Source organism: Polaromonas sp. AER18D-145 (assembly GCF_002379095.1).
GTDB lineage: Bacteria > Pseudomonadota > Gammaproteobacteria > Burkholderiales > Burkholderiaceae_C > Polaromonas.
Window position 1 is genome coordinate 38739 of sequence record NZ_NBZV01000015.1, and the last position, 18837, is coordinate 57575.

Sequence of the window (18837 nt, forward strand, 5' to 3'; positions counted from 1 at the left end):
AGCGGGCACGCCATGTCTCAGGGGTCCGGTTTACTTCTCGTTGTTGTCCAGCTTGGCGCGCAACAGGGCGCCCAGGTTGGTCAGGCCGGCGCTTTCACGCGAGGACTGCTGGCTCAGGGACGCCATGGCTTCCTGCTGGTCAACGTTGTCCTTGGCTTTGACCGACAGCTGGATGTTGCGGGTCTTGCGATCCACGTTCACCACGACTGCGGACACTTCGTCACCTTCCTTGAGCACGTTGCGCGCGTCTTCGACGCGGTCACGGCTGATTTCGCTGGCGCGCAGGTAACCAATGATGTCTTCGCCCAGATCGATCTCGGCGCCCTTGGCGTCAACCGTCTTGACCTTGCCGGTCACAACCGCACCCTTGTCGTTGATCGACACGAAGGTGGTGAACGGGTCGGAATCGAGCTGTTTGATGCCCAGGGAGATACGCTCGCGGTCGACGTCGACAGCCAGCACGATCGCTTCGACTTCCTGGCCCTTTTTGTAGTTGCGCACGGCGGCTTCGCCGGGTTCGTTCCACGAGAGGTCAGACAGGTGCACGAGGCCGTCGATGCCGGCAGCCAGGCCCACAAAGACGCCGAAGTCGGTGATCGACTTGATCGGGCCCTTGACGCGGTCGCCGCGCTTGGTGTCCTGGGCAAATTCCTGCCACGGGTTGGCCTTGCACTGCTTCATGCCCAGGCTGATACGGCGCTTGTCTTCGTCGATTTCCAGAACCATGACTTCAACTTCGTCGCCGAGGTTGACGAGCTTGCTCGGGGCCACGTTCTTGTTGGTCCAGTCCATTTCGGATACGTGGACCAGGCCTTCGATACCCGGCTCGAGTTCCACAAACGCGCCGTAGTCGGCGATGTTGGTGATCTTGCCGAACAGGCGGGTGCTTTGCGGGTAGCGGCGGTTCACGCCCATCCATGGGTCGTCGCCCATCTGCTTCAGACCCAGGGACACGCGGTTTTTCTCGGTGTCGAACTTCAGGATCTTGGCCACGATTTCCTGGCCAGCCGTCACCACTTCGCTCGGGTGACGCACGCGGCGCCATGCCATGTCGGTGATGTGCAGCAGACCGTCGATGCCGCCCAGGTCAACGAAGGCACCGTATTCGGTGATGTTCTTGACGATGCCCTTGACGGCAGAGCCTTCTTTCAGGGTTTCCATCAGCTTGGCGCGCTCTTCGCCCATGCTGGCTTCGACCACGGCGCGGCGGCTCAGCACCACGTTGTTGCGCTTGCGGTCGAGCTTGATGACCTTGAATTCCATGGTCTTGTTCTCGTACGGAGACAAGTCCTTGACGGGGCGGGTGTCGATCAGCGAGCCGGGCAGGAAGGCACGGATGCCGTTGACCAGGACGGTGAGGCCGCCCTTGACCTTGCCGCTGGTCTGGCCGGTAACGAACTCGCCGGATTCCAGGGCTTTTTCCAGGCTCATCCACGAGGCCAGGCGCTTGGCCTTGTCGCGGCTCAGCAGGGTGTCGCCGTAACCGTTTTCGACCGAGTCGATGGCCACGGAGACAAAGTCGCCGACCTGGACTTCGAGTTCGCCCTGGTCGTTCTTGAATTCTTCGAGGGGGACATAAGCCTCGGATTTGAGTCCGGCATTCACAACCACGTGGTTGTGATCAATACGCACTACCTCGGCGGTAATGACTTCGCCCGTACGCATTTCGGAGCGTTTCAGCGATTCTTCAAAGAGGGCGGCAAAAGATTCAGACATTGATTTTCCTAGTCCACAGAGCAGGGTTCCAACAGCGGGATTGCTATTGTTTTTAGAGCTGACTGCGGCGGTTGTTTGCGGATGACCCGCAGGTTAGGTTAAATGTTCCTGCTGACCGGACACTGGCGTGTCTACACGAAGGTACGGAGGTCAGAAGGGCCGGGTGCCTTGCCACCAGTCAATCACCTGCGCTACCGATTCTTCAATCGACAGCTCGGAGTTGTCCAGTGGCCTGGCGTCATCAGCGGGCTTCAAAGGGGCGGATTGCCGTGACATGTCACGCGCGTCCCGTGCCTCCAAATCCTGCTGAATCGCGGCTATTGTAGCCGGAATTCCCTTTGAAATCAATTGCTTATGGCGCCGTTCCGCCCGGTGCCGGGCGCTCGCCGTCAGGAAGATTTTCAGCGCGGCATCCGGGAAAATCACGGTGCCCATGTCCCGCCCGTCGGCCACCAGTCCCGGCAGTTGCCGAAAGCCCCGCTGCAACTCGGTCAGGGCGTCGCGCACGGCAGGATGCACCGACACCCGGGAGGCGGCCATGCCGGCGGCTTCGCTGCGGATGGCGTCCGACACGTCTTCCTGGCCCAGGAAGACCTGTTCGCCCTTAAAACGCACCGGCAGGGTGCGCGCGACGGCGGCGACGCCGGCTTCGTCATCGAGCGACACGCTGGCGCGGCCGGCGGCAAACGCCGTCAGACGGTACAGGGCGCCCGAGTCCAGGTAGTGGTAACCGAGGCGGTGCGCCACCAGGGCGGCTAGCGTGCCCTTGCCCGATGCGGTGGGGCCGTCCACACAGATCACCGGGATCAACCGGTGCTCGGTCACCGATACCGAAAACAGGGCTTCGAAGTAGTCCGGAAAGGTCTTGGCGACACATTTCGGGTCCAGAATGCGCACCGGCAGGCGCGCCGGGTTGAAGGCCGCTAGCGAGAAACACATGGCCACGCGGTGATCGTCGTAGGTATGGATGGCGGCGGTGCGCCACTGGAGCGGCGGCGTGATGCGGATGAAATCGGCGCCTTCCTCCACACTGGCCCCCAGCTTGCGCAACTCGCAGGCCATCGCGGCGATGCGGTCGGTTTCCTTGACGCGCCAGCTGGCGATGTTGGTCAGCGTGGTGGTGCCGTCTGCATACAGCGCCATCACGGCCAGCGTCATGGCCGCATCGGGGATGTGGTTGCAGTCGAGGTCAATCGCCTTGAGCGGCCAGGCGCCGCGCGAGATACGCAAGGTATTGGGCGTGCTGTCGATGTGTGCGCCCATCATCCGCGCGGCTTCCACAAAACGGATGTCGCCCTGGATGGAGTCCGCGCCCACCCCCACAACTTCGATGCCATTTTGGCCCTTGGCCGGCTCCGCTATTGCGCCAAGTGCTATGAAATAGCTAGCGGACGAGGCATCCCCTTCGACATGGATCTCGCCGGGCGAGCGGTAGCGGCTACCGGCCGGAATGGTGAAACGCTGCCAGCCTTCGCGCTGGACGGTGATGCCAAAGCGCGCCAGCAGGTTCAGCGTGATCTCGATGTAGGGGCGAGAGATCAGCTCGCCGATCACGTCGATGTGGATATCGCGTGTGGCCACCAGCGGCAGGGCCAGCAGCAGGGCGGTCAGGAACTGGCTGGAAACATCGCCGCGCACGCGGATCGGGGCATCCAGCGTCAGTCGGCCGGTGCGGATGCGCAGCGGCGGAAAACCGTCTTCGCCCAAATAGTCAATGGCGCAACCCAGGCCGCGCAGGGCATCGACGAGGTCGCCAATCGGACGCTCGTGCATGCGCGGCACGCCGGACAGTTCAAAGTCGCCACCCAGCAGCGCCAGTGCCGCCGTCAGTGGCCGCATGGCGGTGCCCGCGTTGCCGAGATACAGTTTGGCCTGCCTTTGCGCCAGTCGGCCGCCCAGGCCGTCGATGACGGCGCTGTTGCCGCTTTGCGCCACCGTGCAGCCGAGCTGCCGCAGCGCGGCCAGCATCACGGCGGTGTCGTCAGAAGCGAGCAGGTCATGCACCGTGGTGCGGCCCTCGCTCAGCGCCGCGAGCAACAGGACCCGGTTGGAAATGCTTTTGGAGCCGGGCAGGTGCACGCTGCCGCCGGCACCCGTCAGTGCTGGAAGGTCCAGGAACTCGGTATCGAACATGGCCCCGCGCCTATTTGAGAGCTTTGGGGGGGGTCATCCGCCAGTTGGCACGGGTGTGGCTCGCATGGTCGATACCTGCTTCCAGCGCATCGCCATCGCCGCTGCTGATCAGTTTTTCAAGCGAGTGCAGGGTGGCCTGGAAAATCTTCGACTGCTCCAGCAACTCTTCCCGGTTGGCAATCAGGATGTCACGCCACATTTTGGGATCGCTCGCCGCAATGCGGGTGAAGTCGCGAAACCCCGGGCCGGCCAGCGACAGGTAGTCATTGCCCTGGGCCTGGCCGGAGATGCTGTTGATCAGCGCAAACGCGATCAGGTGCGGCAGATGGCTGACGGCGGCATACGCAGCGTCATGCGACTGGGGGGACATCTTGACGACGTTGCAGCCCAGCGCCGTCCAGACATCCACGGCTTTCTGAAGCTGGACCGTGAAGGTGCGCTCGATCGGCGTCAGGATGACCTGCTTTCCGGTGTACAGGTCCGCATCGGCATGTTCGACACCCGAGACTTCCTTGCCGGTGATCGGATGGGCCGGCACAAAACAGCCGAGGTGGTCGCGCAGCACCCGGCGCGCGGCGTCCACGACATCGCGCTTGGTGGAGCCGACGTCCATGATCAACGTCGTAGGGGTGACCAGGTGGCGGATGGCCTTGAAGGTGGCCTCGGTGGCGGACACCGGCACGGCCAGCAGCACGATGTCGGCGCCGGACACCGCCAGCAAAGCCGAAGGCGCTTCCACGTCGATCACGCCCATCTGGCGTGCGCGTTCGGTCGTGGACGGCGACTTGCTGTAACCCACCACCCGCTTGACCAGACCGGCGCGTTTGAGCGCCAGTGCAAAGGAGCCACCCATCAGGCCGCAGCCAATCAAACCTAACTGTTCAAACATGAAGGGGTGCCAAGGTTGCCTGCAATTGATTCATTTTTTCAGTCGCTGACCGGGTAGGTGCCCAGCACTTTGTAGAACGCACAAAGCTGCTGCAGGTCTTTCAGGGCCGCAGCCACGTTGGGCTGCGAAGGGTGGCCCTGCAAGTCGATGTAGAAAAAGTACTCCCACTGGCCCGAGCGGGCAGGGCGCGACTCGAAGCGTGTCATCGACACGCCGTGGGTCTTCAGCGGGACCAGGATGTCGTGGACAGCGCCTGGCCTGTTCGGAACCGACACGATCAGGCTGACGCAGTCCTTGCCCGACGCCTGCGGCGCGGCCAGCACCTGCGGCAGGCAGATCACGGCGAAGCGGGTGCGGTTGAAAGCGTCGTCCTGGATCGCATGGGCCGCAATGTGCAGGCCGAATTCGGCACCCGCACGCTCGCTGGCGATGCCGGCCCACGCGGGGTTGCTGGCCGCCAGGCGCGCTCCTTCTGCGTTGCTGGAGACTGCGCGCCGCTCGGCGTGGGGCAGATGCGTGGTGAGCCAGCCCTGGCATTGCGCCAGCGCCTGTGCGTGGGCCAGCACGACCTCGATGCCGTCGAGCGACGCCGTCAGGCGCAGCAGGTTGTGGCGCACCAGCAGGCTGGTTTCGCCCACCACATGCAGCGGCGAATTCAGGAACAGGTCCAGCGTGCGTGTCACCACGCCTTCGGTGTTGTTTTCTACCGGGACCACGCCGAACTGGGCGGTGCCGGCCGTCGCGGCGCGAAACACCTCGTCAAAGCTGGCGCAAGGCACGTGTTCGATGCTGGAGCCGAAAAACTGCACCGCCGCCTGTTCGCTGAAGGTGCCGGCGGGGCCGAGGTAGGCCACGCGCTGGGGCGCCTCGAGCGCACGGCAGGCCGACATGACTTCGCGCCAGATGTGGGCGATGTTGTCCCCTTTGAGCGGACCGGGGTTGGCCGCCTGCAGCCCCTGGATGACCTGGGCCTCACGTTCCGGCCGGAAGACGGGCGAGCCGTCCTGGCGTTTGATCTCGCCGACCTCGTTGGCCAGCGCGGCACGCTGGTTCAGAAGCGCCAGCAATTGCTGGTCGACCGAGTCGATTTTTACGCGAAGTTGCTGAAGGCTTTGGGTCATGGATAAGGCGTCTCAAGCCCGGCGGGCAGGACGGCGTCGCACAGGCGGAAGGTTGGGCGACGGCACGCCGGCTTGGGGAAACAGCCGCGCGTCATTTCTTCGCGGGTTTGGCCGCTGGTGCAGCGCCTGCAGGTTTGGCCGCTGGTGCAGTGCCTACGATTTTGGTGGCGGTTTCATTGAACTGCTTGGCGCGGGCCTGGATCTCGGTTCTGGAGGACTCCACCAGTTTTTTCACAAAGACATTGACCAGATCAGGCGTGGTTGCCTTGTATTTTTTCACGGCTGGAGACTCAAAAAAAGCGGTGAGCTGCTTGAGTTCGTCCAGGGTGAATCGGTCCATGTAGGCCGGCACCAGGGCATCCCTGTTGGCCTGGCTGACCTTGCTGCCGATGATCTTGTTGGCATCTGCGGCGAACTTGGCAAGCTCTGCGTTGAGGTCTTCGGTAGCCTTGGCCTGTTTGGCCGGGGGGACGGAGGTTTCCAGCCTGGATTCCCAGCCGGCGATCAGGTCCTGGGTGGCGCTGCCGGCCAGTTGTTCGACCAGGCTGTCCAGGTCCGGCCCCTGCTGCAGGGCGACCAGCCGAGTGGCCCACTCGAGCTTGGGATCAGTCGTTTGGGCCTGGCTCGCGGCCGAGAAGGCGCAGCCAGCAATCAGGAGGGTGGTGAGCAGTTTTTTCATCAATTCGTTTCCGGGTTGGAGGCAGGTGTGCCTGTGTCTGTGTCGGTTTCATTGTCGTCCAGGCTGGCGTCGTTCTCCACGATGCGCTGCAGGCCGCTGAGCTGGGAGCCTGCGTCGAGGCCGATCAGTGTGACGCCCTGGGTGGCGCGACCCATTTCCCGGATCTCGCTGACACGGGTGCGAACCAGTACACCCTTGTCGGTGATCAGCATGATTTCATCGTCGGTGTGAACCAGGGTGGCGGCGACGACCTTGCCGTTGCGCTCGCTTTGCTGGATGGCAATCATGCCTTTGGTGCCGCGGCCATGACGCGTGTATTCCTGGATGGAGGTGCGTTTGCCGTAGCCGTTCTGGGTGGCCGTCAGCACGCTTTGTTCTTCATCTTCCGCCACCAGCATGGCGATCACGCCCTGGCCTTCGTCGAGCATCATGCCACGCACGCCGCGGGCATTGCGGCCCATCGGACGCACGTCGTTTTCATCGAAACGCACCGCCTTGCCGCCGTCCGAGAACAGCATCACGTCGTGCTTGCCGTCGGTCAGCGCGGCGCCTATCAGGTAGTCGCCGTCATCGAGGTCCACGGCAATGATGCCGGCCTTGCGCGGGTTGCTGAAGTCTTCCAGCGGGGTTTTCTTGACCGTGCCCATGCTGGTCGCCATGAACACATACTGGTCCGCCGGGAAGGTCCGCTTTTCGCCGGTCAGCGGCAGCACCACCGTGATTTTTTCGCCTTCCTGCAGCGGGAACATGTTGACGATGGGCCGGCCGCGCGAGCCACGCGATCCCGCCGGCACTTCCCACACCTTGAGCCAGTAGAGCCGGCCGCGGTTGGAAAAACACAGGATGTAGTCGTGCGTGTTGGCGATGAAGAGCTGGTCGACCCAGTCGTCTTCCTTGGTGGCCGTGGCGAGCTTGCCGCGACCGCCGCGTTTTTGCGCCCGGTACTCCGACAGGGGCTGGCTCTTGATGTAGCCCGTGTGCGAGAGTGTGACCACCATGTCGGTGGGCGTGATCAGGTCTTCGGTGCTCAGGTCGAACGAGCTGTGTTCGACCTGGCTGCGGCGCAGGCCCAGTTTGGACTGGCCGAATTCCTGGCGGATGACGGCGAGTTCTTCGCCGATGATGGTCGAGACACGTTCCGGACGCGCCAGGATGTCGAGCAGGTCGTCGATTTCCGCCATGACTTCCTTGTACTCGGCGACGATCTTGTCCTGCTCCAGGCCGGTCAGGCGTTGCAGGCGCATCTGCAGGATTTCCTGAGCCTGGGTTTCGGACAGGCGGTACAGGCCGTCGCTGCCCATGCCGAAGTCCTTCTCCAGCCCGTCCGGGCGGTAGTCGTCGGCATTGACCACGCCTCCGTCCGCGCGGGTGCGCGTCAGCATCTCGCGCACCAGGCTGCTGTCCCAGGGGCGCAGCATCAGCTCGGCCTTGGCGACCGGCGGTGTCGGCGCGTTGCGGATGATGGCGATGAAGTCATCAATGTTCGCCAGCGCGACGGCCAGGCCCTCGAGCACATGGCCGCGCTCGCGCGCCTTGCGCAGCGTGTATACCGTGCGCCGCGTGACCACCTCGCGGCGGTGCGACAGAAACACCTGGATCAGGTCTTTCAGGTTGCACAGCTTAGGCTGACCGTTGACCAGCGCCACCATGTTGATGCCGAAGGTGTCCTGCAGCTGCGTCTGCTTGTACAGGTTGTTCAACACCACCTCGGGTACTTCGCCGCGCTTGAGCTCGATGACCAGCCGCATGCCGGACTTGTCGCTTTCGTCCTGGATGTGGCTGATGCCCTCGATTTTTTTCTCGTGGACGAGCTCGGCCATGCGTTCCTGCAGCGTTTTCTTGTTGACCTGGTAAGGCAGCTCGTCAACGATGATGGACTGGCGCTGGCCCTTGTCGATGTCCTCGAAGTGGCAGCGCGCACGCATGACCACCTTGCCGCGGCCGGTGCGGTAACCGTCCTTGACCCCGTTGATGCCGTAAATGATGCCGGCGGTGGGGAAGTCGGGTGCCGGGATGATTTCCATCAGCTCGTCGATGCTGGCCTGGGGGTTTTTCAGCAGGTGCAGACAGGCATCAACGACCTCGTTGATGTTGTGCGGCGGGATGTTGGTGGCCATGCCCACCGCGATGCCGCCCGAGCCATTGATCAGCAGGTTGGGAATGCGCGAAGGAAGAACCAGCGGCTCTTTTTCGCTGCCGTCATAGTTGGGCCCGAAATCGACGGTTTCCTTGTCGATGTCGGTCAGCATCTCCTGGGCGATCTTGGACAGGCGCACCTCGGTGTAACGCATGGCCGCGGCGCTGTCGCCATCCACCGAGCCGAAGTTGCCCTGGCCGTCCACCAGCATGTGGCGCATGGAAAAGTCCTGGGCCATGCGCACAATCGCGTCATAAACCGACTGGTCGCCATGCGGGTGGTACTTGCCGATCACGTCGCCGACGATTCGGGCCGATTTCTTGTAAGGCCGGTTCCAGTCGTTGTTGAGCTCATGCATCGCAAACAGCACGCGCCTGTGCACCGGCTTGAGGCCATCGCGCGCATCGGGCAGGGCGCGACCCACGATCACGCTCATCGCGTAATCCAGGTAGCTGCGCCGCATCTCCTCTTCAAGACTGATGGGCAGGGTTTCTTTGGCAAACTGGGTCATGAGAGGCCTGAAAAGGATATTGCAACGCGCAGGGAGATAAGCCTGCTGATTTTAAGGCCTGAGCAGGGCCTGATCGGGGTGTGGCAAGTCCGCAACAAAAAACAAAGAATCTCGATTCTCTGTCAGACGAAGCCGATAGCGCGCTTGAACGGTCAATGAGCTATGGCACAATAACTGTAACGCTTTGAGTGATGGTCACTTACGGCGTGTATCCAATCGCAGCAAGTCTGCGGCTTTTCTCTAGAGGAGAACCATGAAGAAACTCAACAAAGTGGCAATGTTGTTTGCTTCCGCAGCGCTTGCAACCGCCGCTGGTGCACAAACAATTGACAACTGGAAAAACGGCACCAATGAGCTGGTCTGGAAAAACGGAACCAACGAATACTGCTGGCGCGATGCTAACTGGACCCCGGCTACTGCCGCCCCAGGTTGCGACGGCGCTATCGTTCCTGTAGCAGCTCCTGCCCCGGCTCCCGCCGCCGCAACTCCTGCCGCCCGTCCTGCTCCCGCACCGGTAGCTCCTCCCGCAGCCACCAAGGTCACTTACGCCGCTGACGCGTTCTTCGACTTTGACAAGTCTGTGCTCAAGCCTGAAGGCAAAGCCAAGCTTGACGACCTGGTCGGCAAGATCAAGGACATCAACCTGGAAGTCATCATTGCTGTCGGTCACACCGATGCAGTGGGTAGCGATTCCTACAACCAGAAGCTGTCGGTTCGCCGCTCGGAGTCTGTCAAGGCTTATCTGGTGTCCAAGGGCATCGAGAAAAACCGCGTCTACACTGAAGGCAAAGGCGAGAAACAGCCAGTTGCTGACAACAAGACTGCTGAAGGCCGCGCTAAGAACCGTCGCGTGGAAATCGAAGTGGTTGGCACCCGCGCCAACAAGTAATCCTCCAAGGATCGCTTAAAAAACCGCGCTACGGCGCGGTTTTTTTATGGGCGGGCGATAATCAGATCCATGCACACCACTGAAAACGCAGACCCGGCCGAGCTGGCCAAATTTTCCGATCTCGCCCACCGCTGGTGGGACACCGAGAGCGAGTTCCGCCCCCTGCACCAGATCAATCCCTTGCGGCTGGGCTGGATCGAGGCCCTGGCGCCGCTCCAGGGCAAGCGCGTCCTCGATATTGGCTGCGGTGGCGGCATTCTCGCCGATGCCATGGCCCGCCGGGGCGCCCAGGTTCTGGGCATCGACCTGGCGACCAAGGCGCTCAAGGTGGCGCAGCTTCACGCGCTCGAGGCCAATACCCAGGGCGTCGAGTACCGGGAGATCAGTGCTGAAGCACTGGCATCCGAACAGCCGGGGAGCTTTGATGTGGTCACCTGCATGGAAATGCTCGAGCATGTGCCCGACCCGTCCTCTGTGGTGCGGGCCTGCGCGACGCTGGTCAGGCCCGGTGGCCAGGTGTTCTTTTCCACGATCAACCGCAATGCCAAGGCCTTTCTGTTTGCCATCGTCGGAGCGGAGTACGTACTGAGCCTGTTGCCACGTGGCACCCATGAATACGCCAAATTCATCAAACCCAGCGAACTGGCCGCTTATTGCCGCCGTGCCGGGCTCGATCTGCAGCAGACGAAAGGCATGGAATACAACCCGCTGACCGGGCATTACTGGCTCAGTGCCGACACCAGCGTCAATTACCTGCTGGCCACGCAGAAACCGTGATGGGGCCGATGTTCAACGACATTGAGGCTGTGCTGTTCGATCTGGATGGCACGCTGATCGACAGTGCGCCCGACCTGGGCGCTGCCGCCGACAAGATGCGCACCGACCGCGGGCTGGCGCCGCTGCCGCTGGCCGATTACCGGCCCATGGCCGGTGCGGGCGCGCGCGGCATGATTGATATTGCTTTCGGGCTGACGCCCGACGACGACGGTTTTAGCGAGCTGAAAGAAGAATTTTTTGCCAACTACGAAGCCTGCATGACCGAGCGCACCTATGCCTTTGACGGCGTGGCCGAGCTGATTGCGGAAATTGACCGGTCCGGCCTCAAATGGGGCGTGGTGACCAACAAATCGGCGCGTTTTACCCTGCCGCTGACGCGCAGGATGCCGCTGTTTGGCTCCGCGCGGACCATCATCAGTGGCGACACCACCCCGCACGCCAAGCCGCATCCGGCGCCGCTGCTGGAAGCCGCCCGTCAGCTCCAGCTCCATCCCGGGCGCTGTGTCTATGTCGGTGATGACGAGCGGGACATCGTCGCCGGGCGCGCCGCCGGCATGCCGACCGTGGCCGCAGCCTACGGTTACCTCGGTGTGCTGGCAGATACCCGTCACTGGAAAGCCGACGCCACCATTGTTTCGCCGTCATCCCTCTTGAATTTGCTGCGAATGGCTTAAACTAGTTAACTTGGGGCTGCATTGGTTTCGACGTGGGTTCGGACGCGGTGTGGTGCATGTCGAGCTGAGTGTGCTCGTAAAACTGATTCAAACAAACTAACTGCAAACGACGAACGTTTCGCACTCGCTGCTTAATTGCCAGTGAGCTTTACAACAGCAGGCCGATGGGCTGGGCAAGGGGTGTTTAGCGCAAGCTAAATGCTCCCGGCTGTAAAGATAATTTCATCGGCTGGCTCCGGGCTGGGTACCTTAACCCGGGGCAAGAAAATAGGGTGCTGGCGTCCTGTGTAGCGTGCGACTGCGCGACACAGGTGGCGAGACTCAAATCAGACCGCTAAACATGTAGATCTGCCCGAACAAGGCTTGCGGACGGGGGTTCAAATCCCCCCAGCTCCACCAGACCGCATGACAAAGGCCGCTAACTAGAGATAGTCAGCGGCCTTTTTTCTTGGGTAAATCGCAACCCGAACGTGCAATGCCCGACTTCTTTTCCGTGCCCTGCGGCAACCCGCCGCTTCTGCCTTTGTCAGAGCTGGGACTCAAGCAGCAGCGCCAGCCGCTCCATGATTTTTTCCTTGAGCGGGCGCGCTTCCCATTGCTCGTAGGTGATCCGGCGTGCGCGCTTGAGGTCGTCTTCAAACACCTGGGTCTGACGTTTGGCAAAGTCGGCGTCGAAGACGTTGAGGTTGGCTTCATCGTTCAGGCGGAAGGAGCGGTTGTCAAAATTGGTCGAACCGACCGAAACCAGCAGCTGGTCCACCACCATGGCCTTGACGTGGTACATGCTGGGCTGGTACTCGTAAATCTCCGCCCCGGCCCTGAGCAGCGGGCCCCAGCTGCCCCGGGATGCGGCGCGAACGGTGTCGGTGTCGATGATTTCGCCGGGCGTGATGATGCGCAGTTTGACGCCGCGCTTGAGCGCTTCGGTCAAGGCCTTGCTGGTCAACTCGTCAGGCACAAAGTACGCGCTGGACAGGTCGATGCTGCGGGCAGCAGCCGTGATGGACAGCAGGTACATCAGCTGCATGCTTTCGCTGCCGCCCGACGGAGAGCTTGAAAACACCTGCGCACGGCTGTTGCCTGCGGGCGCCAGCGCCGGGAAGTAGGCCTCGCCGTGCATCACCCGACCGGTCACCTTGAGCCAGTTGTCCATGAAAACCGCCTGCATTTGCGCCACGGCCGGGCCTTCAATGCTGAAATGCGAATCGCGCCAGTGGTCGGCGTCCTGCCCGTTGCCGGTCCACTGCGGTGCTATGCCGACTCCGCCGGTGAAGCCGAGGCCGCCATCCACCACCAGCAGCTTGCGGTGGGTGCGGTTGTTCATGCGCCCCCAGTTGTACCAGTGCGGCTTGTGAAACTTGCGGATCTCCACGCCAGCCGCCTCCATTTTTTCAAGGAAGGAGCCGTCGATCTTGGCACTGCCGACCCAGTCCAGCAGCACATGCACCTTGACGCCGGCCTGGGCGCGCTCGGTCAGTGCGTCGGCAAACTCGCGGCCGATGTCGCCCGACCAGTAAATGTAGGTTTCAAACGTGATGCTGCGTTTGGCCCCGCGTATAGCGGCCAGCATGGCCGGAAAGATCTGGTCGCCGTTGAGCAGTTCCCGCGCCCGGTTGCCGCCGACCAGCGCCGGCCCCAGCAGCGAGCCCATGGCCCGCAGGTACTGCGGGTCTGCGGTGTTGTACAGGCGGGGGAGTTCACGGTTGACGTTTTTCTCGCCGGTGGTGAAGTTGGCGGCAAGCAGCACACCGGCCAGCGTGGCCAGGAAGGTGATGAGAATGGTCATGACAAGGCGTTTTTTGTTGATCATCGTGGGGCTGCCCATGCGCTGTGGTTGAAGGAAAGACTGGCGGCCTGGGCGCAAGCGCCGGCAGCTTTGCGCCAGCGCGCAATGCAAGGCAATTTAAGCCGCGATGACATTGCGCTGTGCGGGAAGCAGCCGCTTTGCCAAGTAGGCGGGCGGCCCGACTTGCCGGGCGACAATAGCGCCATGGTCACCATGCAACTTCAAGACATTCTTTTCTCCCAGGGTTTCGGTACGCGGCGCGTCTGCGCCGGCTTGATTCAACAGGGTTTTGTGGCTGTAGCCGGCGCCCCTTGTGCGGAACCTGCTATTGATTTCGTAGCGGATGGGCTGCACTTCACGGTCCAGGGCGTGGACTGGGAATACCACGAGAAGGCCTACCTGATGCTGCACAAGCCGGCCGGCTACGAGTGCTCGCAAAAACCCAGCACCTACCCGAGCATCTACACCCTGCTGCCGGCGCCGATTCGCCAGCGCGGCGGCGGGGCGGCGGCCGGTGTGCAGGCGGTCGGGCGGCTGGACCAGGACACCACCGGCCTGCTGCTGCTGTCTGACGACGGCAAGTTCATCCACCGCATGAGTTCACCCAAACACCATGTGCCCAAGGTGTACGACGTCACGGCCAAACACCCGGTCGATGACAAACAGGTCCAGAAGCTGCTGGCTGGCGTGGTGCTGGACGACGACCCCAAGCCGGTGCGCGCCGCAGCCTGCGAGAAAACCGGCGAGCAGACCTTGCGCCTGACCCTCACCGAAGGCAAGTACCACCAGGTCAAACGCATGATTGCGGCGGTGGGCAACCGGGTGGAAGACGTGGCGGGCCTGCACCGCTCCCGCATCGGGTCGCTGGATCTGCCGGCCGACCTGAAACCCGGCCAATGGCGCTGGTTGACGGCGCAGGACCTGGCGGCCATTGCCGGCGCACCCACGGTCTGAGGCGACGCGCGTCAGCGCCGGATCGGGAAAACCCCAGTCGGAGGCACCTGACACCCGGTTACGCTGTATTTCTTTGTAAAAAGACCTACAAATGTTACCGGGGAGGCCGTCATGAAAAACCATCGCCGTCACTTTCTGGGCGTCGCCGCCATCGGGGCGGTGACCCTGCCTTCGCTGGGCCTGGCGCAGCACGCCCCCAGTGGCTCCCGCAGCTCCACGCTGTTGACGGTGGGAGGGCTGATCGGCAGCGGCAACCGTGGCGCGCTGGATCCGGCCATGGACCGGATGCTGGTGCGGCAGAACATCAGCTTCTCCAAGGCGCGGGTGTTCGACTTTGCCAGCCTGGCGGCGATGCCGTCCGCCACCATCCAGCCGACCCTGGAATACGACGGCAAGCCGCACACGCTCAAGGGGCCCTTGCTGACCGACGTCATGAAGGCCTGCGCCGTCACGGTCACGCCGCAGACCCTGTTCAAGCTTTATGCCGTCGACGGATACACGGCCCAGTTGCCGGCCGCCGACGCCACCCACTACCGGGTGATCGTGGCCACCCACCTGGATGGCCGGCCACTGGCCCTGGGCGGGTTGGGCCCGCTCTGGGTGGTCTACGACGCGGACCGGTTTACGGACACGGCGGCCAAGCCGCTGTCTGCTCGTTTTGCCTCGAGTCCCTGGGCGACCTATTACATCGATGTGACCGACGGCTGCGGCTGCACTCCCGAGCCGGACAAAAAAACAGGCTGAAAAGCGTTGAACTCCTTGCTGGACGGGCGCAGGCAGCTAATCAATCCATAGCAATCGCACAGCCTCCCAGGGCACATCCTTCAGGAAGCGCACCGCCACTTCCAGCGTCCTGTCGGGCTGGTCGCGCTGCGGTGAATGCCGCAGTCGGGCAGCCCGCAGTTGCATGGTCTGCGGCGCGGCCGGCGCCAGTTCGCCGAGGTGTGCCATGGGGCCGGCGCGGGCAAGGCGTGCCAGAGTCCGCTGCGTCGATCAGGAAAAGCTGGCCCAGACGCGCGGGCGGCCCCAGAAAGCCGAGGGGCTGTTGCGCGGTCGGCCATGACCCTGTTCCTGTCCGGCCCGGTGCAATAGGCGTGTGGCAAACCACATGCCATTGCCGGACATTCTTTTCTCTCGGGGCTTTGGCACGCGGCGCGTCTGCGCCGGCTTGGTTCAACAGGGTTTTGTGGCTGTAGCCGCCGTCCCCTGTACGGAGCAAGCTATGAATTTTGTAGCGGAGGAGATGAACTTCACGGTCCAGCGCGGGGACTGGAAATACCATGAGAAGTCCTGCCTGATTCTGCACAGGCCGCCCGGTTGCAAGTGTTCGCAAAAACCCAGTAGCTACCCGAGCATTTCCACCCTGCTGCCGGCGCCGGATCTGGCCGGTATTGCGGCCTGACCGCATTTCATGCACCGTCGCCGGTTCAGGTCAGCCGGTACCCGTTGGCGTGTCTCAATTCGGCCGGACGGCTGTTGGCCTGAATGAGGAAGGCGTCGTGCCACTGACTGGGTATGCCGCTGGAACCGCCATGCTCGTCATTGGCGGTTTTGAGGCCGCGCATGCGGCGCTGCTGCACCAGCGTCTTTTTCAGGTTGATGCGGGCGGCCTCCACGGCGGCTTCCTCGCGCTTCAAGTACCTGGCTCTTGACGCCACTTCACCGAGGAATTCGTTGCGAATTTCTGCCGGGCTGGGCAGCCGGCCGGGGTTGACCACGATGTAGGAAATGCCGCATTGCGCGAGTAAATTTTCTTTCAGGATACTGCTCTTTCGCGAGAGGCCGAAAGGCTTGGGTACATCGACACAGCCGACAACGTGGCCGTCACTGGCACACACTGAAAACGTGCAATTGGTGTTCTTGAGCAATTCATACAGGTGCCGGCCGTTTTCGCTGGCGTTGGCCGGGTGAAGCGGGTCACCGGCATTTTGATCATCACATGATGGTCATCAAAGGTTTCTGCGAGCCAGCGCCAAACCCGCAATTCCTCCGCGTTCACCAGTACCCGCGCATGCAGTGGCCAATGCGCAGGGATACGTTGTTTTCCCAGCTTGGCCCAATGTAGCCACAATCCAAACCACAGGCTGAGCATTGCCAGCAGGGACAGCCAGATCAACGCCCATTGCGAATTTTCCGTCATGTTGTAACCTCCCCGAATACTTACCTATAGTTACAAGTTAAACACTGCTCCTAATTTGCGTGTTTGGAAATAGAAATAATCACAATTTCTTCATAAAAAAATAGAAATTAACCCTTTATATTTAAAAATTGTGTGGTGTGTATAACAAAAAGGTGTCGAGCGCTTGCTTCATCGTGGCCATCACTCTGGGCGTGTCCATCGACAGGTAGGCCGGAATCCCCGGCCATTCGGTGCAGGACCCGCATCGCTTCGGACAGGCGCTTTGGCCGGGGAGGGGGTAGCACGCTGGACATTCGGGTCTTGGCCGCTTGAAGCCAATGGCGAACGGGCGCAATCAGCTGCTGACTTGACAGCGCGCCTTGCAGTCCGCCTGGGTTGGGACGGGGCGGCCGGGCATCGGCCGCAGCCGTCCATTTTTCATTGCCTCCTTGTGCCATCACCGGTGATGGGCTCGCAAATCCGGCAGCCATGGTCCTTGCTGAGGCCAATTTCCGCTGTCCAGACCCCCACCCGATGCGCTTCTAACGCATGGGCTGCAAAAAGCCGGCAATGGCTTCCAACGTCCTGTCGGGCTGGTCGCGCTGCGGCGAATGGCCGCAATCGGGCAGCCGCAATTGCATGGCCTGTGGCGCGGCCAGCGCCAGCTCGTCGAGCTGCGCCAGGGTGCCGTATTCGTCGCCCAGCCCCTGGATGGCCAGCAGCGGCGCACTGATGCGCCGGCAGTCGGGCCGGATGTCAAAGCTGCGAAAACCGGGCGACAGCCAGACGTCGTTCCATTGCCAGAAAGCGCAGTCCACATCGGCATGGTGGCGGGCCAGGCGCACGCGCAGTGCGCCAGACTCGAATGCCGCGGTGGCCTGGGCAATGGCTTGAATCGCGACATCCTCAACCATCAGGTGCGGCGCCATGACGATGGCGGCGCTCACCGGATGCCGGCTCGCATGGAGCAGGGCGATGCTCGCGCCGTCCGAGTGGCCCAGCAGCACGGGCTGGGCGATGCCCTGGCTGGCCAGCAGGGCCGGCAACACCTCCCACGCTTCGCGGTGCATGTAGTCGGGCGCCAGGCGGCCGGCGCCGCGCACATCGGGCACGGCATCGGACTGGCCGTAGCCGCGCCGCGAATACACCAGGCCGGCGCGGCCGGTGGCCTGGCAGACTGCTTGCGGCCAGCTGCGGCCGCGCTGGGTCCACAGGCTGACCGAGCCCAGGCCTTCGTGCAGGAAAACAAGCGGTGCCAGGCCGGCCGAACCGGCGATGGACTGCACTTCAAGCCGTGTGCCGGCGATCTCTACCAAATTCATCACCGGATCGTAAGGGATGTAAGCGGACCGGGCCCCTGGCGCGTTGATAAAGGCCTGCCGGTAAACTTCCCGGTTGTCCGAAGAAAGCCATTGCGTGAATTTCCCCCTCCGTTTGTTTGCCGCCGTCCTGTGCACCTGCCTGGGCGCAGCCGCTGTTCCGGCCCAGGCCCAGACGCAGACGCAGACCATGCCCCTGCTGGTGCTCAATTCGCTCAGTGACAGCGTCAGCGTCATCAATCCGGCCGACTGGACGGAAACCCGGCGCATCCCCACCGGCAAGCAGCCGCACCACCTGTACCTCACACCTGACGAGAAGTCGGTGATCGTGGCCAACGCGCTCTCGGACACGCTGACCTTCATCGACCCCCGGACCGCCGAGGTCCAGCGCGTGGTGCGCGGCATCATCGATCCCTACCACCTGCGCTTTTCGCCCGACATGAAGTGGTTTGTCACGGCGGCCAACCGGCTCAACCACATCGACATCTACCGCTGGGACGGCACCGATGTCACGCTGGTCAAGCGTGTCCCCACCAGCAAGACGCCCAGCCATTTGTGGATAGACAGCAAAAGCACCACGGTGTATTCGTCGATGCAGGACAGCGACGAGCTGATCGCGATCGACCTGGGCACCCAGACCATCAAGTGGCGCACGCCGACGGGCCTGACGCCCGCCGACGTGTTCGGCACGCCCGATGACAAATTCCTGCTGGTCGGACTAACCGGCAGCGACGCGGTCGAGGTTTACGACGTCAGCGGCAAGCAGCCGCAGCGCAGCCGCAGCATCAAGACCGGCGCGGGTGCCCATGCCTTTCGCGCGCTGGGCGACGGCCGCCATGTGCTGGTCAGCAACCGGGTGGGCAACACCATCAGCAAGATCGACCTGCAGACCATGGCCGTGGTGGACGTTTACCCGGCGCCTGGCGGACCCGACTGCATGGATGTCTCGCGTGACGGAAAATTCATTTATGTCACCTCGCGCTGGGCGCGCAAACTCACGGTGATCGACATGGCCAGCCGCAAGGTGGTGCGCCAGGTCAATGTTGGAAAGAGTCCCCATGGCGTCTGGACGCTGGATCACGCGCCTAGATAGGCCCCCACGGTTGCTCACTTCGTGTAGCTCCCGAGGCCTT

The 18837-nt window shown here is 62.6% G+C and carries 18 protein-coding genes and 1 other RNA gene; 8 read left to right on the forward strand and 11 right to left on the reverse strand.

Annotated features, from left to right (window positions below; translation table 11 throughout):
* Positions 1 to 30 precede the first annotated feature (30 nt).
* The 6 genes from rpsA to gyrA all read right to left on the reverse strand — a co-directional run bounded on the left by rpsA (position 31) and on the right by gyrA (position 9186).
* Positions 31 to 1716: a 30S ribosomal protein S1 gene (gene rpsA / locus B7G52_RS09770; protein ID WP_096697422.1), complete on the reverse strand. Its 1686-nt coding sequence runs from the start codon at positions 1714 to 1716 to the stop codon at positions 31 to 33.
* A gap of 150 nt (positions 1717 to 1866) precedes the next feature.
* A complete protein-coding gene (locus B7G52_RS09775; RefSeq protein WP_096697423.1) occupies positions 1867 to 3849 on the reverse strand; it encodes a bifunctional 3-phosphoshikimate 1-carboxyvinyltransferase/cytidylate kinase in 1983 nt (660 codons plus the stop codon).
* A gap of 10 nt (positions 3850 to 3859) precedes the next feature.
* Positions 3860 to 4738, reverse strand: a complete 879-nt coding sequence (locus tag B7G52_RS09780) for a prephenate dehydrogenase/arogenate dehydrogenase family protein (RefSeq protein WP_096697424.1) — start codon at positions 4736 to 4738, stop codon at positions 3860 to 3862.
* 38 nt (positions 4739 to 4776) lie between these two features.
* Positions 4777 to 5859: a prephenate dehydratase gene (gene pheA, locus B7G52_RS09785; RefSeq protein WP_096697425.1), complete on the reverse strand. Its 1083-nt coding sequence runs from the start codon at positions 5857 to 5859 to the stop codon at positions 4777 to 4779.
* 91 nt (positions 5860 to 5950) lie between these two features.
* On the reverse strand, positions 5951 to 6538 hold the full coding sequence (locus B7G52_RS09790) for a DUF2059 domain-containing protein (RefSeq protein ID WP_096697426.1): 588 nt from the start codon (positions 6536 to 6538) through the stop codon (positions 5951 to 5953).
* Complete coding sequence (gene gyrA, locus B7G52_RS09795) at positions 6538 to 9186, reverse strand: DNA gyrase subunit A (RefSeq protein ID WP_096697427.1); 2649 nt, start codon at positions 9184 to 9186, stop codon at positions 6538 to 6540. The genes B7G52_RS09790 and gyrA overlap by 1 nt, the downstream gene beginning before the upstream one ends.
* Positions 9187 to 9439: 253 nt before the next feature.
* Between gyrA and ompA the strand changes: the two genes are divergently transcribed.
* The 4 genes from ompA to ssrA all read left to right on the forward strand — a co-directional run bounded on the left by ompA (position 9440) and on the right by ssrA (position 11925).
* On the forward strand, positions 9440 to 10075 hold the full coding sequence (gene ompA / locus B7G52_RS09800) for an outer membrane protein OmpA (protein ID WP_096697428.1): 636 nt from the start codon (positions 9440 to 9442) through the stop codon (positions 10073 to 10075).
* A gap of 69 nt (positions 10076 to 10144) precedes the next feature.
* On the forward strand, positions 10145 to 10852 hold the full coding sequence (ubiG, locus tag B7G52_RS09805; protein WP_096697429.1) for a bifunctional 2-polyprenyl-6-hydroxyphenol methylase/3-demethylubiquinol 3-O-methyltransferase UbiG: 708 nt from the start codon (positions 10145 to 10147) through the stop codon (positions 10850 to 10852).
* Between the two features lie 8 nt (positions 10853 to 10860).
* On the forward strand, positions 10861 to 11526 hold the full coding sequence (locus B7G52_RS09810) for an HAD-IA family hydrolase (RefSeq protein WP_096697459.1): 666 nt from the start codon (positions 10861 to 10863) through the stop codon (positions 11524 to 11526).
* Positions 11527 to 11538: 12 nt separating this feature from the next.
* Positions 11539 to 11925: a transfer-messenger RNA gene (gene ssrA / locus B7G52_RS09815) on the forward strand.
* Positions 11926 to 12052: 127 nt separating this feature from the next.
* On the opposite strand, the gene B7G52_RS09820 is transcribed toward ssrA, so the two are convergent.
* The gene (locus B7G52_RS09820; protein ID WP_240523383.1) at positions 12053 to 13312 is read right to left on the reverse strand and encodes a phosphatidylserine/phosphatidylglycerophosphate/cardiolipin synthase family protein; all 1260 of its coding nucleotides are present in this window, start codon (positions 13310 to 13312) and stop codon (positions 12053 to 12055) included.
* 213 nt (positions 13313 to 13525) lie between these two features.
* Between B7G52_RS09820 and B7G52_RS09825 the strand changes: the two genes are divergently transcribed.
* Together B7G52_RS09825 and B7G52_RS09830 are read left to right on the forward strand one after the other, a co-directional pair.
* Positions 13526 to 14266: a pseudouridine synthase gene (locus B7G52_RS09825; RefSeq protein ID WP_096697461.1), complete on the forward strand. Its 741-nt coding sequence runs from the start codon at positions 13526 to 13528 to the stop codon at positions 14264 to 14266.
* A 111-nt stretch (positions 14267 to 14377) separates the two neighbouring features.
* A complete protein-coding gene (locus B7G52_RS09830; protein ID WP_096697430.1) occupies positions 14378 to 15010 on the forward strand; it encodes a molybdopterin-dependent oxidoreductase in 633 nt (210 codons plus the stop codon).
* A gap of 36 nt (positions 15011 to 15046) precedes the next feature.
* Here B7G52_RS09830 and B7G52_RS23630 read toward each other — a convergent pair whose 3' ends face one another.
* The gene (locus B7G52_RS23630; protein WP_170954731.1) at positions 15047 to 15217 is read right to left on the reverse strand and encodes a hypothetical protein; all 171 of its coding nucleotides are present in this window, start codon (positions 15215 to 15217) and stop codon (positions 15047 to 15049) included.
* Positions 15218 to 15488: 271 nt separating this feature from the next.
* On the opposite strand from B7G52_RS23630, the gene B7G52_RS23805 reads away from it, so the two are divergent.
* Positions 15489 to 15668, forward strand: coding sequence for a hypothetical protein (locus tag B7G52_RS23805; protein WP_205853045.1), 180 nt, complete (start codon positions 15489 to 15491; stop codon positions 15666 to 15668).
* Positions 15669 to 15693: 25 nt separating this feature from the next.
* Here the strand turns inward: B7G52_RS23805 and B7G52_RS24040 are convergent, their stop codons facing one another.
* The 3 genes from B7G52_RS24040 to B7G52_RS09845 all read right to left on the reverse strand — a co-directional run bounded on the left by B7G52_RS24040 (position 15694) and on the right by B7G52_RS09845 (position 17707).
* Positions 15694 to 15984, reverse strand: coding sequence for a hypothetical protein (locus B7G52_RS24040; protein ID WP_240523384.1), 291 nt, complete (start codon positions 15982 to 15984; stop codon positions 15694 to 15696).
* Between the two features lie 38 nt (positions 15985 to 16022).
* The gene (locus B7G52_RS24045) at positions 16023 to 16406 is read right to left on the reverse strand and encodes a hypothetical protein (RefSeq protein ID WP_240523385.1); all 384 of its coding nucleotides are present in this window, start codon (positions 16404 to 16406) and stop codon (positions 16023 to 16025) included.
* Positions 16407 to 16927: 521 nt separating this feature from the next.
* A complete protein-coding gene (locus B7G52_RS09845; protein WP_096697431.1) occupies positions 16928 to 17707 on the reverse strand; it encodes an alpha/beta fold hydrolase in 780 nt (259 codons plus the stop codon).
* 94 nt (positions 17708 to 17801) lie between these two features.
* On the opposite strand from B7G52_RS09845, the gene B7G52_RS09850 reads away from it, so the two are divergent.
* A complete protein-coding gene (locus B7G52_RS09850) occupies positions 17802 to 18797 on the forward strand; it encodes a YncE family protein (protein ID WP_371329008.1) in 996 nt (331 codons plus the stop codon).
* Positions 18798 to 18837: the final 40 nt, after the last annotated feature.

What these genes read in the sequence shown, in the direction of transcription:
- ubiG (WP_096697429.1), top strand. Translation starts at nt 10,145, where the DNA reads ATGCACACCACTGAAAACGCAGACCCGGCCGAGCTGGCCAAATTTTCC.
- B7G52_RS24045 (WP_240523385.1), bottom strand. Translation starts at nt 16,406, where the DNA reads ATGACGGAAAATTCGCAATGGGCGTTGATCTGGCTGTCCCTGCTGGCA.
- B7G52_RS09830 (WP_096697430.1), top strand. Translation starts at nt 14,378, where the DNA reads ATGAAAAACCATCGCCGTCACTTTCTGGGCGTCGCCGCCATCGGGGCG.
- B7G52_RS09780 (WP_096697424.1), bottom strand. Translation starts at nt 4,738, where the DNA reads ATGTTTGAACAGTTAGGTTTGATTGGCTGCGGCCTGATGGGTGGCTCC.
- pheA (WP_096697425.1), bottom strand. Translation starts at nt 5,859, where the DNA reads ATGACCCAAAGCCTTCAGCAACTTCGCGTAAAAATCGACTCGGTCGAC.
- ompA (WP_096697428.1), top strand. Translation starts at nt 9,440, where the DNA reads ATGAAGAAACTCAACAAAGTGGCAATGTTGTTTGCTTCCGCAGCGCTT.
- B7G52_RS09845 (WP_096697431.1), bottom strand. Translation starts at nt 17,707, where the DNA reads ATGAATTTGGTAGAGATCGCCGGCACACGGCTTGAAGTGCAGTCCATC.
- B7G52_RS23805 (WP_205853045.1), top strand. Translation starts at nt 15,489, where the DNA reads ATGAATTTTGTAGCGGAGGAGATGAACTTCACGGTCCAGCGCGGGGAC.
- B7G52_RS09775 (WP_096697423.1), bottom strand. Translation starts at nt 3,849, where the DNA reads ATGTTCGATACCGAGTTCCTGGACCTTCCAGCACTGACGGGTGCCGGC.
- B7G52_RS09820 (WP_240523383.1), bottom strand. Translation starts at nt 13,312, where the DNA reads ATGACCATTCTCATCACCTTCCTGGCCACGCTGGCCGGTGTGCTGCTT.
- gyrA (WP_096697427.1), bottom strand. Translation starts at nt 9,186, where the DNA reads ATGACCCAGTTTGCCAAAGAAACCCTGCCCATCAGTCTTGAAGAGGAG.
- B7G52_RS23630 (WP_170954731.1), bottom strand. Translation starts at nt 15,217, where the DNA reads ATGGCACACCTCGGCGAACTGGCGCCGGCCGCGCCGCAGACCATGCAA.
- B7G52_RS09825 (WP_096697461.1), top strand. Translation starts at nt 13,526, where the DNA reads ATGCAACTTCAAGACATTCTTTTCTCCCAGGGTTTCGGTACGCGGCGC.
- rpsA (WP_096697422.1), bottom strand. Translation starts at nt 1,716, where the DNA reads ATGTCTGAATCTTTTGCCGCCCTCTTTGAAGAATCGCTGAAACGCTCC.
- B7G52_RS09790 (WP_096697426.1), bottom strand. Translation starts at nt 6,538, where the DNA reads ATGAAAAAACTGCTCACCACCCTCCTGATTGCTGGCTGCGCCTTCTCG.
- B7G52_RS09810 (WP_096697459.1), top strand. Translation starts at nt 10,861, where the DNA reads ATGTTCAACGACATTGAGGCTGTGCTGTTCGATCTGGATGGCACGCTG.